The 14,767-nt window shown below is 47.3% G+C and carries 15 protein-coding genes and 1 pseudogene; 15 read left to right on the plus strand and 1 reads right to left on the minus strand.

Annotated elements, in window-relative coordinates; translation table 11 throughout:
* Window positions 1-346: 346 nt before the first annotated feature.
* Window positions 347-460 (plus strand): annotated as a pseudogene (locus H615_RS22700) (flagellin); the annotation flags it as partial.
* 36 nt (window positions 461-496) lie between these two features.
* Here the strand turns inward: H615_RS22700 and H615_RS0110190 are convergent.
* Window positions 497-1,570 carry a hypothetical protein gene (locus H615_RS0110190; RefSeq protein ID WP_027955055.1) on the minus strand — a complete coding sequence of 358 codons (1,074 nt, stop codon included), beginning with the start codon at window positions 1,568-1,570 and terminating at the stop codon, window positions 497-499.
* On the opposite strand from H615_RS0110190, the gene flaG reads away from it, so the two are divergent.
* The 14 genes from flaG to ftsE all read left to right on the plus strand — a co-directional run bounded on the left by flaG (window position 1,555) and on the right by ftsE (window position 14,702).
* Entirely contained in the window at window positions 1,555-1,902 is a 348-nt protein-coding gene (gene flaG / locus H615_RS0110195) for a flagellar protein FlaG (protein WP_051254663.1), read from the plus strand. The genes H615_RS0110190 and flaG overlap by 16 nt on opposite strands.
* A 12-nt stretch (window positions 1,903-1,914) precedes the next feature.
* Window positions 1,915-3,456, plus strand: a complete 1,542-nt coding sequence (locus tag H615_RS0110200) for a flagellar hook-associated protein 2 (RefSeq protein WP_051254664.1) — start codon at window positions 1,915-1,917, stop codon at window positions 3,454-3,456.
* Window positions 3,457-3,484: 28 nt separating this feature from the next.
* Window positions 3,485-3,874 carry a flagellar export chaperone FliS gene (gene fliS, locus H615_RS0110205; protein WP_027955058.1) on the plus strand — a complete coding sequence of 130 codons (390 nt, stop codon included), beginning with the start codon at window positions 3,485-3,487 and terminating at the stop codon, window positions 3,872-3,874.
* A 2-nt stretch (window positions 3,875-3,876) separates the two neighbouring features.
* The gene (fliT, locus tag H615_RS0110210) at window positions 3,877-4,224 is read left to right on the plus strand and encodes a flagellar protein FliT (RefSeq protein ID WP_027955059.1); all 348 of its coding nucleotides are present in this window, start codon (window positions 3,877-3,879) and stop codon (window positions 4,222-4,224) included.
* A gap of 44 nt (window positions 4,225-4,268) precedes the next feature.
* Window positions 4,269-4,505 (plus strand): DUF8042 domain-containing protein, encoded by a 237-nt coding sequence (locus H615_RS0110215; protein WP_027955060.1) that lies wholly within the window; start codon window positions 4,269-4,271, stop codon window positions 4,503-4,505.
* A 182-nt stretch (window positions 4,506-4,687) separates the two neighbouring features.
* Entirely contained in the window at window positions 4,688-6,058 is a 1,371-nt protein-coding gene (locus H615_RS21825; RefSeq protein ID WP_051254665.1) for a cell wall-binding repeat-containing protein, read from the plus strand.
* Between the two features lie 554 nt (window positions 6,059-6,612).
* Window positions 6,613-7,170, plus strand: a complete 558-nt coding sequence (gene hpf / locus H615_RS0110230; protein WP_027955061.1) for a ribosome hibernation-promoting factor, HPF/YfiA family — start codon at window positions 6,613-6,615, stop codon at window positions 7,168-7,170.
* Between the two features lie 223 nt (window positions 7,171-7,393).
* Window positions 7,394-7,576 carry a hypothetical protein gene (locus H615_RS0110240; protein ID WP_027955063.1) on the plus strand — a complete coding sequence of 61 codons (183 nt, stop codon included), beginning with the start codon at window positions 7,394-7,396 and terminating at the stop codon, window positions 7,574-7,576.
* A 117-nt stretch (window positions 7,577-7,693) separates the two neighbouring features.
* A complete protein-coding gene (gene secA / locus H615_RS0110245; RefSeq protein ID WP_027955064.1) occupies window positions 7,694-10,207 on the plus strand; it encodes a preprotein translocase subunit SecA in 2,514 nt (837 codons plus the stop codon).
* Between the two features lie 70 nt (window positions 10,208-10,277).
* Window positions 10,278-11,382, plus strand: a protein-coding gene (prfB, locus tag H615_RS0110250; protein WP_156896476.1) for a peptide chain release factor 2 whose coding sequence is annotated in 2 segments (ribosomal slippage) — window positions 10,278-10,349 and window positions 10,351-11,382 — 1,104 coding nt in all. Because the reading frame shifts where the segments join, the coding sequence is not laid out codon by codon here.
* 117 nt (window positions 11,383-11,499) lie between these two features.
* Window positions 11,500-12,375: a UTP--glucose-1-phosphate uridylyltransferase GalU gene (gene galU, locus H615_RS0110255; RefSeq protein WP_027955066.1), complete on the plus strand. Its 876-nt coding sequence runs from the start codon at window positions 11,500-11,502 to the stop codon at window positions 12,373-12,375.
* A 259-nt stretch (window positions 12,376-12,634) separates the two neighbouring features.
* Entirely contained in the window at window positions 12,635-13,450 is an 816-nt protein-coding gene (locus H615_RS0110260) for a YitT family protein (RefSeq protein WP_425307001.1), read from the plus strand.
* A gap of 50 nt (window positions 13,451-13,500) precedes the next feature.
* Window positions 13,501-13,863: a cytochrome c551 gene (gene cccB, locus H615_RS0110265; protein WP_027955068.1), complete on the plus strand. Its 363-nt coding sequence runs from the start codon at window positions 13,501-13,503 to the stop codon at window positions 13,861-13,863.
* A gap of 152 nt (window positions 13,864-14,015) precedes the next feature.
* Entirely contained in the window at window positions 14,016-14,702 is a 687-nt protein-coding gene (gene ftsE, locus H615_RS0110270; RefSeq protein ID WP_027955069.1) for a cell division ATP-binding protein FtsE, read from the plus strand.
* Window positions 14,703-14,767: the final 65 nt, after the last annotated feature.

The following is a 14,767-nucleotide window of genomic DNA, read 5'->3' on the forward strand; positions in this document are numbered from 1 at the left end:
AATGCAACTAAAGCACAGTCGTCCTGACTGGTAACGGTCAGCGATCATTATCGGGTGAATTGCTGGAAACCCCTGAGAACTTTTCTTACCACAACGTAATTGGAAACGATAAGCGTGAAGGTTAACAAAAGAAAAGATTGGGCAATCAGCAGCCAAGCTCCTGTCTCGAAAGAGTGGAGAAGGTTCAACGACTAGGATAGACCATCTAAAGCAAATGCAAGGATGATGAAATCCATAGGTGAAACAATGTATCATCAGCATTGTGAATCCGAAGTGCCCGACCCCTCCTGGATTACTAGAGGGTGAAGATATAGTCTGGTCATTTGTGAAAGCAAATGTTCGCACGATGGCGAAAGAAATGATGAACCAAACAAAGAACTCTATCCTTTCTCAAGCTGCACAGGCGATGCTTGCACAGGCAAACCAACAGCCACAGGGAGTTCTTCAACTTCTACGTTAATATTTATTGTAAAGGATCTCATTCTGAGGTCCTTTTTCATTTTTGTAGAATGAAGCAGTATTGTACGAGAGAGTTATATGAGAAACCAGTTCTTCTTTTTAACCAATACAGTTTTTCTAAATTCTCATTCCTCACTACAACTTGGTATTTATTGTAGCTACCTCTTTTATTCGTATTTAGTAATGAAAAGTAGTGTAACTGATAAAACATATGATTTCTAACATCTTTAATAACACTGGATAGGTTAACCAACGAGTCATTTATTTCCTGTGTAGGTTTGTTCAAAGTAATGTTAATCGGAAGGCTTATTGTGGTCCTTTTATCCGGGAGTCCAGGTAATGATTCTGAATAGGAGATATGTTTCCGCTCCATACATGGTACCGGTGGAATTTGAATGAGATGAAGGAAATAGTGAATGGAGGGTTGGTCGTATAATACTAAGCGGTTGTAATTATCTAACAAAAAACGAAGCTGAAACTCTTTATCGAAGAGTTTCATTAATTTTGTATTTTCAACGTAGGAGAAACATTCAGTGGAAATAATGATTTTTTGAGGAATATTTGAACGGGACTTTTTTAAATGTCCATCGTCGTAATACCACCATGCTAACATCTCATTAGTGAAGCAGGTTTCAATAAGGTGAAAGGGGATAGTCTTCTTACGGTCTTTATACCATTCCATTTCTAAAAAAGTTATGAGTTCAGATATTCTACTCTGGCATTGCCACGATTCAGAATACCCCTTCTTTAAACGGGAATCCTGTACTTTGCGGTAAGTTGGTAGTTGGAGAGGAATATAATCTTTGAGACTATGGTAACAATATGTCATCCATTCTTTATCCTTATCTGCGTGAATGAATTGCATCCTGGGCTGGCGATTTATTTGCTTTGTGATTCCTCCATCACCTAAAAGCTTACCGGTAATCCGGGATTTGATAGCTTGAGGGAGATCGACCCATAAGTTATTCAATAAATTACACTCCTCTGTAGAGAATGTACGTTCGTATTCTTCTCTCTTCAATATATCCTTTCTAATACTAAATAAAAAGTATAATGCTCCGATATAAAAAGAAAACCGTATAGGAGTTGTTGAAGGTGCACCTGCCCACACGCATCACCCCCTCACAACCCCTGCAGAGCACCTATAAGCCACATAACCCAACGACATCTGTTCAGGACGTACAGGAGAAGAGAGAAGCGTACTCTTTTCCTGCTGGTGAAAAAGAAAAGCTGACGCAGTTGACGGACAGCTTGAATGATATTTTCCAATCGTTGCAAACATCCCTGCGCTTTCAGTTCCACGATAAGCTCGGGGAATATTATGTAACCGTCGTCAATAATGAAACCGACGAAGTGATTAAGGAAATTCCGCCGAAGAAGATGCTGGATCTGTATGCATCGATTGCGGAATCGATCGGCATCATTGTCGACCATAAAATATAAGAAGGTGAAATCATGAGTGATATGCGGATCGGAGGCCTGGCTTCCGGGATGGATATTGACGGTATCGTCAAGGATCTGATGAATGCGGAGAAACAGCCGTTAAACAAAATGGAGCAGGATAAGGAATGGCTCACATGGCAGCGGGATTCGTACCGTGATGTGAACAAGCAGTTGAAGGAACTGGATGATATGGCCTTTAACATGAAACTGCAGTCAACGTTCAATTCCAAAACAGCGACTTCTTCGAGTTCAGCCGTTTCTGCAACGGCCAACTCTTCCGCTGGAAACGGCGATTATACGCTGAGTGTCGAACAGCTGGCGACGGCTGCCTACAATTACAGTGAAGAAAAGATTACAAAAGATGGTTCATCATTTGATCCGAGTGCTTCGTTAAGCAGCCAGCAGAACAGCTTCAAAAATGGTCTGACGCTTGGCGAGACATTTTCGATAACGACGTATAATGAAGACGGCTCAAAAAATACGAAGTCGTTCGAAGTGACCGGAGACAAGTCACTGAATGACGTTCTCTCTGAAATCAGCAAGTCTGATCTTGGTGTCCGTGCGTTTTATGATAAAAGTGCGGATAAAGTGATGATTGAACGAACCGTGACCGGAAACTTCAATCAGGATGATAATGAATTCTTAGGTGCGGAAATTGGTTTTGATGGAAGTGCCTCGTTTCTGTCTACGACCCTTGGCATTAAGAATGGGGATAACTCCTCCGGCTCGTGGAAGCTGAATGAAAAAGGCGGACAGGATGCGAAGTTCACCTATAACAACGGACTGGAAATTTCGTCGAAGACCAACAACTACACGTTGAATGGTGTGAATTTTACCTTTAACGAAGTGACCAACGGCAACGTCAAGGTCAATGTGACCAACAATGTGGATGACGCGTTTGATAAGATTGTCAAATTCGTCGATAAATACAATCAGATCATTGAGGACTTGAACGGGAAGGTACAGGAAAAGAAGAACCGTGACTATCCACCACTGACAGCCGAACAGAAAGAGGATATGGAAGAGAAGGAAATCGAGCTGTGGGAAGAGCAGGCGAAGAGCGGCATGCTCCGCAATGACGCCGCTGTTTCTGGAGCCCTCAGCAAAATGCGGGAAAACTGGTACACACCTGTTCAGACAGACGGAGCGTTTTCCATGCTGTCGCAGATTGGCATCACATCCTCCTCCAACTACCGTGACGGCGGTAAGCTCATCGTTGACGAGGACGATTTGAAGAATGCCCTTCGCAACGACCCGGAATCGGTCTATCAGCTGTTTTCGGGTACAGAGGAGAATCCCGGTATTGCACGGCGTCTGGAAACGACGATCGACAGCACCGTGAAATCGATCGAGCAAAAGGCAGGAAAAGCGACGACGCTTGATAACAATTTCCTGCTCGGCCGGCAGATTGAGGATTTAGATGATGAAATGGACAGCTTCCAGGACCGCTTGAATCAAATTGAAGACCGCTACTGGAGAGAGTTTACCGCGATGGAGAAGGCCATTTCACAGATGAACTCTCAGTCAGCTTTTATTATGCAGAACTTTGGCTAAACGTTATAAAAAAAGGAGTGTTGAATAGATGTCTATTCAAGCCTATCAAAACAACTCAGTGGAAACAGCCTCCCCTGGCGAACTGACACTCATGCTCTACAACGGCTGCATCAAATTCATCAAGGCAGCGGGAAAAGCGATGGAGCAGAAAGATATAGAAAGTAAAAATACGAATATCCAAAAAGCCCAGCGCATCATCCAGGAACTGATGGTGACGATGGACCAGAATACAGACATCAGCGCACAGGTGCTTCCTCTATATGACTATATGAACCGCCGTCTGATCGAAGCGAATACGAAAAATGATCCGGCCATCCTTGATGAAGTGGAAGGGCTCGTTGTCGAGTTCCGCGATACGTGGAAGCAGGTTATCCTGCAGACGAGAAAATCCCAGTACCCTCAGGGCGGAAACGCGTAACGATGGTGTGGCAGACATTTTTAACGCTGACGAAAGAACTGGAGGAAATGGTTCACCAGCCCTCCTCTCAGACTCGCTCTCAGCGGATGGAACATATCAATGACCTGTTAGAAAAACGCCAGAAACTGTTATCCAAGCTGCCGCAGCCTTTGACGGATGAAGAAAAGGCAATCGTACAGGAAGTGAAGAAGCGGGACTTGGTGATCAATCAGAAGATGGAGTTTCTGCTAATGGATTTGAAGAATCAGATGCGGAATAATAAAAAGCAGAAATCCAGTAAACAGCGATACATCAATCCGTACCAAAGCGTATCGACCTATGACGGCATGTATCTGGATCATAAAAAATAGAAAGAGGGATTCCTCTGCCTTTTCTAACCTGTGAACAGCACACGATGCTTCGTGCTTATAATGAGCTTATCCACACCACTCAGGAGGGCCTGGACTATTTAACAGACCAGTATGCCGGGCTTCCATCACCACAGGCTCCTGGTGTTTTTCAGGATGTGCTGACGGCTTTCCAACAGTTGAACGTCACTCATGAGAAAATGTGTGGGCTTATGGAAAGTAATTTGCTGAAGGCTGGTTTGACATTCCCTCTCAGGAGAAGTCCATTCATCTTTCTGAAGTAGTCCTGCCTGCCTACGCGGCATGGTCAGAAAAAATCCAGTCCGCTCTGCACCCCTACATCGTGCACTAGTAAAGAAGTATCAGGATCCTGATACTTCTTTTGTTTTGGATATGTGGTAGATTTCATGACTAATCTCCTATATAATCCCATGGTGGAACCATACATAAAAAGGGGAGAGGTTATATGAAGAAATGGTTAGGACTGGCAGCCACCGCTCTGGCAGCGGCAGGGTTGTTTCAAGCATCAACCGTCGAGGCAGCGCAAGGTCCCATCGAGGTAGAGAAAGTCGAAGCACAGAATACATATGAAGAAAAGGAACCGAACGATGGACGGGAAGATGCCACACAAGTTCCGTTGAATTCCTACATTTCCGGGGAATTTACGGACGAGGATGTGGATTACTACCGTGTAGAGGTGAATGGGGATACACCGGTTCAATTTACCTTTCATCTATTCGAGTATGTAGAGGAAAAAACGGATATGAAGTTTCAAGGCAGACTCCTGACCGAACAGGGAGAGGTTTTGCCACCTTATAGCATGAATGGAAATGAATATGGTTACATAGAATCCCATCTTTTAGATCCGGGCGTCTACTATATGAAAGTATGGGATAAGGCGGACCTTGGGGATGGCAGCACCTACTATCTAGGTACTGGAGCAGAACTTTTAAACGCATCCGCAGAAAGAATCTGGGGAGTCGACCGCTACTGGACAGCCGCCAATATTGCAAAATATGGCGATGCGGACCGTTATCCATCTGAAAATGTTGTGCTGGCAACTGGAGAAGATTTCCCTGACGCACTGGCAGGAGCTCCATTAGCAGAGCACCTCGATGCACCGATCCTTTTGACGCGGGATGACAAGCTTCCTGGAATCACAGAACAAGTGATGAACAGCTTTGATACCGAAAAAGTGACGATACTTGGCGGAACAGGCGCTGTTTCCACTGATGTAGAAACGTATCTCGAAAATGATCTTGGAATGGAAGTCGACCGCATTTCCGGAAAAAACCGCTATGAAACCGCCGCAGCGATTGCGGACCGTCTTCCTAAAAGTGATCAAGCGGTCGTCGCCTACGGACGCAATTTCCCGGACGCGCTTTCTATCGCCCCGATCGCGGCTGGAAAAGGGATGCCGATTCTCTTAACCGAACAGGATGAACTTCCGGAAGCAACAGAGCAAAGTCTGAAAAAATATGGGGAAAGCATCGCGGTCGGAGGGACAGGTGTAATCAGCTCTGATGTACTCGCTGACATGCCGAAAGCAGAGCGAATCTCTGGGAAGAACCGTTACCTGACGTCTCTTGCCGTCGTGGAACACTTCAACGTTGTAGGAGTGAAAGCGAGCTTTGCGACAGGGTCCCATTTTGCTGATGCTCTTGCCGGCTCTGTGAACGATGTCGACCAGCCGCTTCTTCTGACACCGAAGGATGAGCTGAACGAAGAGATTAAAGCGTACGTAAAAGAAAAGGAGATGTTCCGTTTCAATATTTTCGGCGGTACAGCTGCTGTCGAAGACAGTGTGGAACAGGAACTGGAAGCTCTCTATGAATAAAAGTGAATGTGTATTGTGCTTTCCACACGAAAGACTTACGGTCACGTTCCGCTTATCGGTGGATGCTTGCCGGGGCACGTCCTCAGCTAACTCGGACAGGAAGAACGCCTGCCCAAGTGGATCTCCGGCTCGTGCTTTTCCCGCAGGCGTGACCACCGAACTCTCCTCATGACCTCACCAAGTAATCGATTGAAACAGGGGTGACCGAGACCACGCTGGGAAGTCTTCATGAGAAGGATTGGATGTTCGTCCGTGGAATAGGAAGTTTTTTCCTCCCGGAGGCATTGGAAAACACAGTTTTGTAAAAGTGAAAGTCAGCCTGAACCAGGCTGACTTTTTTTATCTTAATCTTATTGTAAGGTTATGACGGAAACCGCGGTTCATCTATCATTCTGACAAAATCCATCCCTGTTTCATCCACGTTTTCATTGTCATGGGACAAATTCCAGCAAATACCGACATAAAAATGACACAATTTTAAGAAAGTTTATGCAGGAAAGGCCGTGGGTATGATAGAATATATATCACATAAGGATGAAAGGAGGACACTTCTAATGCTACAGTACAACATTCGTGGTGAGAACCTTGAAGTGACGGATTCTATTAAAGAATATGTGGAGAAAAAGGTGGGCAAGCTTGAACGCTACTTTGACACTCCCCCGTCCTCTGAGGTGCACGTAAATTTAAGTGTCTATAATGATGAGCAGACAATCGAGGTCACAATCCCGATGAAGAATCTACTACTCCGAGCGGAGGAGCATAATACAGATTTATACGCTGCCATCGACCTTGTGGTTGATAAATTAGAAAGACAGATCCGTAAGCATAAAACGAAGGTAAACCGCCGATTCCGTCAGGAGGGTGCACCAAAATACGTATTTGCCGAATTAGAGCGTGAAGCCAATCAGGAGCAGATGCAGTCGGATGATGAATTCGATGTGGAAATCGTGAAAACGAAGCGCTTTGACCTGAAACCGATGGATAGTGAAGAAGCGGCCCTTCAAATGGATATGCTCGGCCACAACTTCTTCGTCTTTACAAATGCGAATACTGATGAAACCAATATCGTATACAAACGACGTGACGGCCGCTACGGTTTAATTGAAACGTAATCTATGAATGATAGGGAAAAGCATTCCTGTTTTGACAGGGGTGCTTTTCTTTTTGGAAAAATTCCAGAAAAAGAAAAAAGGAGAACCGTTCCCTCTTAAAACCCGCATTTTCCACAGAGCAAATCTCCACTTTCGACCAGCTCTTCCTGTTGAAACCTCCATTTTACACGTGTGCATGCTTCCCCTTCCTGTAGTATAACTAAAGCAACAGGGAGGTGAGGAGATGACCTGCAGAAACTGTCATGACGTGGATCAACGCTTGAAGCAGCAGGAAGATACAATCGTCCAGCTTGTCCACATCATCGGCTCCACCAATAAGCGTGTAAAAGAACTGAATGAAAGACAGCTCCAGCTTCTGCCGCTCTTCCTAAATGACCCCGCTCCAGCCACCACTACAACGACATAAATCCCTGGTGACTAAAGCCCCGCTCTTGAATTGTCAGGCCGCTTCTCTTAGTGTTATGATAGGAGTTGGACTGAACTACACAACCGAAGATTGGAAATCAATAGAGGAGCGGTTGCAATGCTTGGAACTTTAAAGAAAATCTTTGGCGACGGCAATACTCGTCAACTGAAACGATTAGAAAAGATTGCTGATGATATTGATGCAATGGAATCAGACATCGAGAAATTGTCAGAGGAAGATTTAAAGAATAAGACAGCAGAATTCAAAGAACGCTATCAAAATGGCGAAAAATTAGATGATATGTTAGTTGAAGCCTTCGCAGTCGTGCGCGAAGCTTCGAAACGTGTGTTGAATATGCGCCCGTTCCGCGTCCAGCTCATGGGTGCGATCGCCCTTCACGAAGGGAATATTGCAGAGATGAAGACAGGGGAAGGTAAAACCCTTGCCTCTACCATGCCTGCGTACTTGAATGCCCTCACAGGTAAAGGCGTCCACATCATTACCGTGAACGACTACCTGGCGAGCCGTGACTCCACGGATATGGGGGAGCTTTATCAGTACCTGGGACTGACGGTCGGTTTGAACTCCAACGGCATGTCCAAGGATGAGAAAAGAGAAGCCTACAACGCTGACATCACGTACGGAACGAACAATGAGTTCGGCTTTGACTACCTGCGTGACAACATGGTGCTGTATAAAGAACAGATGGTCCAGCGCCCGCTGCACTATGCCATCATTGACGAAGTCGACTCGATTTTAATTGATGAGGCGCGTACACCGCTGATCATATCCGGGTCTGCTTCGAAATCCGCCGACCTTTATGTTGGTGCCAATTCGTTTGTTCGTCTGCTTGCTCGTGAAGAGGACTTTACGTACGATGAAAAAACGAAAAACGTCCAGCTTACAGAAGAAGGGATTAACAAAGCGGAGCGTTTCTTCAAGATTGAAAACCTGTTTGATCTTTCCAACGTATCGCTCATTCATCACATCAACCAGGGGCTGAAGGCGCACACGTCGATGCAGCGTGATACCGATTATGTGGTGGAAGAAGGAGAAGTGGTCATCGTCGACCAGTTCACCGGCCGTTTGATGAAAGGCCGCCGCTACAGCGATGGTCTGCACCAGGCGATTGAAGCGAAGGAAGGGCTTGAGATCCAGAACGAAAGCCAGACGCTCGCTTCCATCACGTTCCAGAACCTTTTCCGGATGTACGAAAAGCTTTCCGGTATGACTGGTACTGCGAAAACCGAAGAAGAGGAATTCATGAACATCTACAACATGCGTGTTGTCGTGATTCCGACGAACCGTGATATTCAGCGTGATGATAAAGCCGACCTCGTTTACAAAACGATGGACGGGAAGTTCAAGGCGGTTGTCGAGGATATCAAAAAACGTCATGAAAACGGCCAGCCCGTACTTGTCGGTACGGTAGCGGTGGAAACGTCTGAAATTATTTCCCGCTATCTGACAAAAGCAGGCGTGCCGCATAATGTCCTGAACGCGAAAAACCACTTCCGTGAAGCGGAAATCATTGAAAACGCCGGACAGAAGGGTGCCGTAACGATTGCAACGAACATGGCCGGTCGTGGTACAGATATCAAGCTCGGCGACGGTGTGAAAGAAGCCGGAGGTCTGGCGGTTATTGGTACTGAGCGTCACGAATCACGCCGGATCGATAACCAGCTGCGTGGTCGTGCCGGACGTCAGGGGGATCCGGGTATGTCCCAGTTTTACCTGGCGACAGATGATGAACTGATGCGCCGCTTCGCCTCTGACAACATCCGTAACATGATGGACCGTCTCGGTATGGACGATTCCCAGCCGATTGAGAGTAAAATGATCTCCCGTGCGGTTGAGTCGGCGCAGAAACGTGTGGAAGGGAACAACTTCGATGCTCGTAAGACGATCCTTTCCTACGATGATGTGCTCCGTCAGCAGCGTGAAGTGATCTACAAGCAGCGTTATGAAGTGCTCACATCTGAAAATCTTCGTGAAATCATCGAAGGGATGATCGACCGTACGGTGGCTCAAACCGTTGATGTCCACACGAGTGAAGAGGAAGATGAAAACTGGGAGCTTGAGAGCGTTGTCGATTATCTTCGTGCCAACCTGCTCTTTGAAGGTGACGTCACCGTTGAAGATTTGAAAGGAAAAGATCCGGAAGAAATGAAGGAGCTTATCCTGGCTAAAGTGAAGGAACGTTATGACGAGAAGGAAGAAGAGCTGACACCGGAGCAGATGCGTGAGTTCGAAAAAGTCATCCTGCTTCGCACGGTCGACCAGAAATGGATGGATCACATCGATCAGATGGACCAGCTTCGCCAGGGTATTCACCTGCGTGCGTATGGACAAAACGATCCGCTTCGGGAATATAACTTCGAAGGCTTCCGTATGTTTGAACAGATGGTGGCAAGCATCGATGAGGAAGTGGCCCGTTATGTCATGAAGGCGCAGATCCGCAGCAATCTGCAGCGCCAGGAAGTGGCGAAAGGTGCAACAGCCGTTTCCGGCGGGGAAGAAAGTAAGGAACCGAAAAAGAAAAATCCTTACGTAAGAAAAGACACCGTCGGCCGCAATGATCCTTGTCCTTGCGGAAGCGGCAAGAAGTATAAAAATTGCCATGGTAAATAACCAGTGGGACACTCTCTTTTTACAGAGAGTGTCTTCCCTTGTGTTTAGAATAATAGAGGAGTGATTCAACATGGATATGGCAGAAATCCGTCATGAATTAGATAATACAGCTGAGAAATTAGCGGACTTCAGGGGGTCTCTTTGACGTCGATCAAAGAAAAACCCGCATTGCTGAACTAGAAGAACAGATGACAGAGCCGGGCTTCTGGGATGACCAGAATACCGCGCAGAAGGTCATTGATGAAGTGAACGGCCTGAAAGGTCTTGTTCACACATTGGAAGAGCACGAGGAAACGCATGAGAACCTGGAAGTTTCCTATGAGCTTGTTAAAGAAGAAGAGGACGAAGAGCTTCTCGAGGACCTCGTGCAGGAAGTGCAGAAGCTGTCGAACGACTTGAACCAGTTTGAGCTGAACATCTTACTTAGTGAGCCGTACGACAAGAACAACGCGATTCTTGAACTCCACCCGGGTGCCGGTGGTACAGAGTCCCAGGACTGGGCGAGCATGCTGCTTCGTATGTACACACGCTGGGCAGAGAAGAAAGGTTTTTCTGTGCAGACGATGGATTACCTACCTGGAGATGAAGCGGGCGTGAAGAGTGTAACCCTGCTTATTAAAGGGCACAACGCCTACGGCTACCTGAAAGCGGAAAAAGGCGTGCACCGTCTCGTCCGTATTTCTCCGTTCGATTCTTCCGGCCGTCGTCACACGTCATTCGTATCGTGTGAAGTGATGCCTGAGTTCAACGATGAAATTGAGATTGATGTACGCACAGAAGATCTGAAAATCGATACGTACCGGGCCAGTGGTGCCGGTGGTCAGCACGTCAACACCACCGACTCCGCGGTTCGTATTACGCACACACCGACAAACACGGTTGTAACGTGTCAGTCCGAGCGTTCTCAGATTAAGAACCGTGACCAGGCGATGAAGATGTTGAAGGCGAAGCTGTATCAGCTTGAAATCGAGCGTCAGCAGCAGGAACTTGACGACATCCGCGGCGAGCAGAAGGAAATCGGCTGGGGAAGCCAGATCCGCTCCTATGTGTTCCACCCGTACTCCATGGTCAAAGACCACCGTACGAATGAAGAAGTCGGAAACACGCAGGGCGTCATGGACGGCGGCCTTGATAAATTTATCGATGCCTACCTGCGCTCACAGATGGACGGTTAATAAAAAAGACTCTCACTTTGCTGTGAGGGTCTTTTTTTGTGTGGGGAACAGCTGTCCAATCGAGGCCGTTTCTGCTAGTATAAAAGGGCATACATAATTTGGAGGAGGCGTCACGACATGAAGGTGAAAAAAGCGATCATTCCCGCCGCCGGGCTTGGAACGAGGTTCCTTCCGGCTACAAAAGCGATGCCGAAGGAAATGCTTCCGATTGTTGATAAGCCGACCATACAGTACATTGTTGAAGAAGCGATCCAGTCGGGGATTGAAGATATTATCATCGTTACCGGGAAAGGGAAACGAGCGATTGAAGACCATTTTGACCATGCTTTTGAGCTGGAGGATAACCTTTATAAAAAAGGAAAGATCGATCTGCTTGAAGAAGTTCAGCAGTCCGCAGAAGTCGATATCCACTACATCCGCCAGAAAGAGCCGAAGGGCCTCGGCCACGCCGTCTGGTGTGCCCGGAAGTTTATCGGCAATGAGCCCTTTGCCGTCCTCCTCGGAGATGATATCGTCCGCTCCGATGAGCCGTGTCTGAAGCAGCTGATTGATCAGTATGAAGAGACACACTCATCTGTGATCGGTGTGAAGCAGGTGCCGGAGGATGAGACAGACCGCTATGGCATTATCGCTCCCAAAGATCAGCAGGGACGCCGCTATGAAGTCGAACATTTTGTCGAAAAACCAGCAGTAGAGGACGCTCCGTCCAACCTGGCCATCATCGGCCGCTACGTGTTTACGCCGGAAATTATGGACCTGTTGGAAACACAGGAGACAGGAGCCGGTGGGGAAATCCAGCTGACCGATGCGATTGAACGCCTCAACCTCGATCAGCCGGTGTACGGCTATGAGTTCAAGGGGGACCGCTATGATGTCGGTGATCAGCTTGGATTTATCAAAACGACGCTTGCTATTGCTATGGAAAGAGACAACATGCGCGAGGATGTGCTCGAACTGCTTGCGGAAGTTATGGAAAAGCAGGAATCAAGATAAGCCATACGAAGAGAGTCCAATACAGGGCTCTCTTCTTTTATGCTCCTGCATAGATCGTATCATCAGGTGAACACTAAAAAGGGCGTCAGGCCGCTCCTTTACCGTGTTAATACGTTATTCCGCTCTTATTTACACCCTCTGAATGGAATGGTATACTCCATACGGTTTTAGAAGTACGTATACATAGGGAGAGTTGAACATCATGATGATGGCTAAAAAATACCGCAGGGAGCCGGTGCCGCCGGCCCTTCGTCATACGATGGATTACGGTCTCGTCATTCTCGGGTCCTTTTTTGTAGCAATCGCTTTTAACTTGTTTTTACTTCCCAATAACGTTGCTTCCGGAGGAGTTGCGGGGATCAGTACGATCACCAAAGGCGTCTTCGGCTGGGAGCCGGGGGTCGTCCAGTGGGTGCTGAACATTCCCCTGTTTATTATGGGCTGGCTGATCCTTGGGAAAAATTTCGGCGTCAAATCGTTAGTGGGGACGGTCGTTCTTCCGTTTTTCGTTCTTTTAACGAGCTCTATGGATGCGGCAACCCCTGATCCGCTTCTCGGGGCTATTTTTGGAGGGATGGGTGTCGGCCTCGGTCTCGGCATCGTATTCCGTGGACGGGCGTCTACGGGGGGCATCGATCTTGCCGCCCAGGTCATCCATAAGTTCACGCATCTTCCGCTCGGCATCTGTGTGGCGATGCTGGACGGCCTGATCGTGATCACGTCCGCGTTCGTATTTTCCTTGGAGGAAGGGTTGTATGCCTTGATCGGTCTTTTCGTTACAAGCCGGACTATCGATTTTGTCCAGGTCGGCTTGAACACATCAAAAAATGTGATGATTATTACAGAAGAAGTGGACGAGGTTCGTGATGAAATCTTCCGCCAGATCGACCGCGGCGTAACCGTTTTGAGCGGTGCAGGTGGGTATACCGAACGCGAGCGACGCGTCGTGATGTGTGTCGTTCAGCAGAATGAATTCATCAAATTGACACAAACGGTCAAGATCGTCGATCCCGGGGCATTTGTCGTCGCGATGAATGCGACGGAGGTGCTCGGAGAGGGTTTCAAAACGACCTGACTCGGTTATACTTACACTATATTTCTATAAAATACCAGGGGGGATGACACGTGAAAAAACTTTGGCTGGCTATGATGCTGGGACTTATACTTATTCTCGCTGCCTGCGGAGGCGGAGAAGAATCATCCGATGAAGATACGAACGAAGAAACGACAGAAGAACAATCCGACAGCAGCTCGGAGGATACGGTCGATGCAGCAGCGGCAGAGGAAGTTTACCAAAATAACTGTGCGACTTGCCATGGCGGGGACCTTGAAGGTGCGATGGGGCCGGCGTTAACTGAAGTCGGTGGTAAATATTCCGCAGATGAAATCGTAAATATCATTAAAAACGGGAAAGGCCAGATGCCTGCCCAGGGCGTTTCTGATGAAGACGCCCAGCTTGTTGCCGGGTGGCTGGCAGCCAAGCAATAATCCGAGGAACGCCCGGTGTATTCAGCCGGGCGTTTTGTTTTGATAAAGAAATGTAATAATTTCATAGCTAAAATGAAGGGTGTTTAATGTTATAATGATGGTGTTTGTAAAAAGATCTGGCTAATAATAATAAAGATTAAGGTGATACATGTATGATACAGATGCAAGGGGTTTATAAAACCTATCGGAACGGAGTGACCGCACTGAACGGTCTTGATGTGCAGATTGATCAAGGTGAATTCGTATATGTTGTCGGGCCGAGCGGAGCAGGAAAGTCGACGTTTACCAAATTGATTTACCGTGAGGAAAAGCCGACGAACGGAACGGTTTTCATCAACGATATCAACACGTCCACGATGAAGCAGCGCCGTATTCCGATGCTGCGCCGTCAGATTGGTGTCGTTTATCAGGACTTCCGTCTGCTTCCGACCTTGACCGTATATGAAAATGTGGCGTTTGCGCTCGAGGTCATCGAAGAAGATACGGCCAACATCCGCCGCCGTGTTATGGACGTTCTTGACCAGGTGCATTTGAAAAATAAAGCCCGTTTTCTTCCGGATGAGCTTTCCGGCGGGGAGCAGCAGCGTGTTTCCATCGCACGGGCGATGGTGAACCATCCGAAAATTCTGATCGCTGACGAGCCGACCGGTAACCTTGACCCGGATACGTCATGGGAGATCATGCACATTCTTGAGGAAATCAATACAGGCGGTACGACCGTCCTGATGGCAACGCACAGCAGAGAGATTGTCAACACGATTCGTAAGCGTGTTATTGCCATTGAAGACGGCATGATTGTCCGCGATCAGGCGCAGGGCGACTACGGCTACGAAATGTAACGAAAAGAGACTGTCTCACGAGCGGGGCAGTCTTTTGTTTTTCTATTCTGATAGACCGATAGATT

It is taken from the genome of Halobacillus kuroshimensis DSM 18393, from assembly GCF_000425705.1.
Classification (GTDB): domain Bacteria; phylum Bacillota; class Bacilli; order Bacillales; family Halobacillaceae; genus Halobacillus; species Halobacillus kuroshimensis.

Bases quoted from the DNA above. Each gene is read 5' to 3' on its own strand.
- H615_RS0110260 (WP_425307001.1), top strand. From the start codon at position 12,635: ATGGATTACGGTCTCGTCATTCTCGGGTCCTTTTTTGTAGCAATCGCT.
- hpf (WP_027955061.1), top strand. From the start codon at position 6,613: ATGCTACAGTACAACATTCGTGGTGAGAACCTTGAAGTGACGGATTCT.
- fliT (WP_027955059.1), top strand. From the start codon at position 3,877: ATGGTGTGGCAGACATTTTTAACGCTGACGAAAGAACTGGAGGAAATG.
- H615_RS0110215 (WP_027955060.1), top strand. From the start codon at position 4,269: ATGCTTCGTGCTTATAATGAGCTTATCCACACCACTCAGGAGGGCCTG.
- galU (WP_027955066.1), top strand. From the start codon at position 11,500: ATGAAGGTGAAAAAAGCGATCATTCCCGCCGCCGGGCTTGGAACGAGG.
- fliS (WP_027955058.1), top strand. From the start codon at position 3,485: ATGTCTATTCAAGCCTATCAAAACAACTCAGTGGAAACAGCCTCCCCT.
- H615_RS21825 (WP_051254665.1), top strand. From the start codon at position 4,688: ATGAAGAAATGGTTAGGACTGGCAGCCACCGCTCTGGCAGCGGCAGGG.
- ftsE (WP_027955069.1), top strand. From the start codon at position 14,016: ATGATACAGATGCAAGGGGTTTATAAAACCTATCGGAACGGAGTGACC.
- H615_RS0110200 (WP_051254664.1), top strand. From the start codon at position 1,915: ATGAGTGATATGCGGATCGGAGGCCTGGCTTCCGGGATGGATATTGAC.
- secA (WP_027955064.1), top strand. From the start codon at position 7,694: ATGCTTGGAACTTTAAAGAAAATCTTTGGCGACGGCAATACTCGTCAA.
- H615_RS0110240 (WP_027955063.1), top strand. From the start codon at position 7,394: ATGACCTGCAGAAACTGTCATGACGTGGATCAACGCTTGAAGCAGCAG.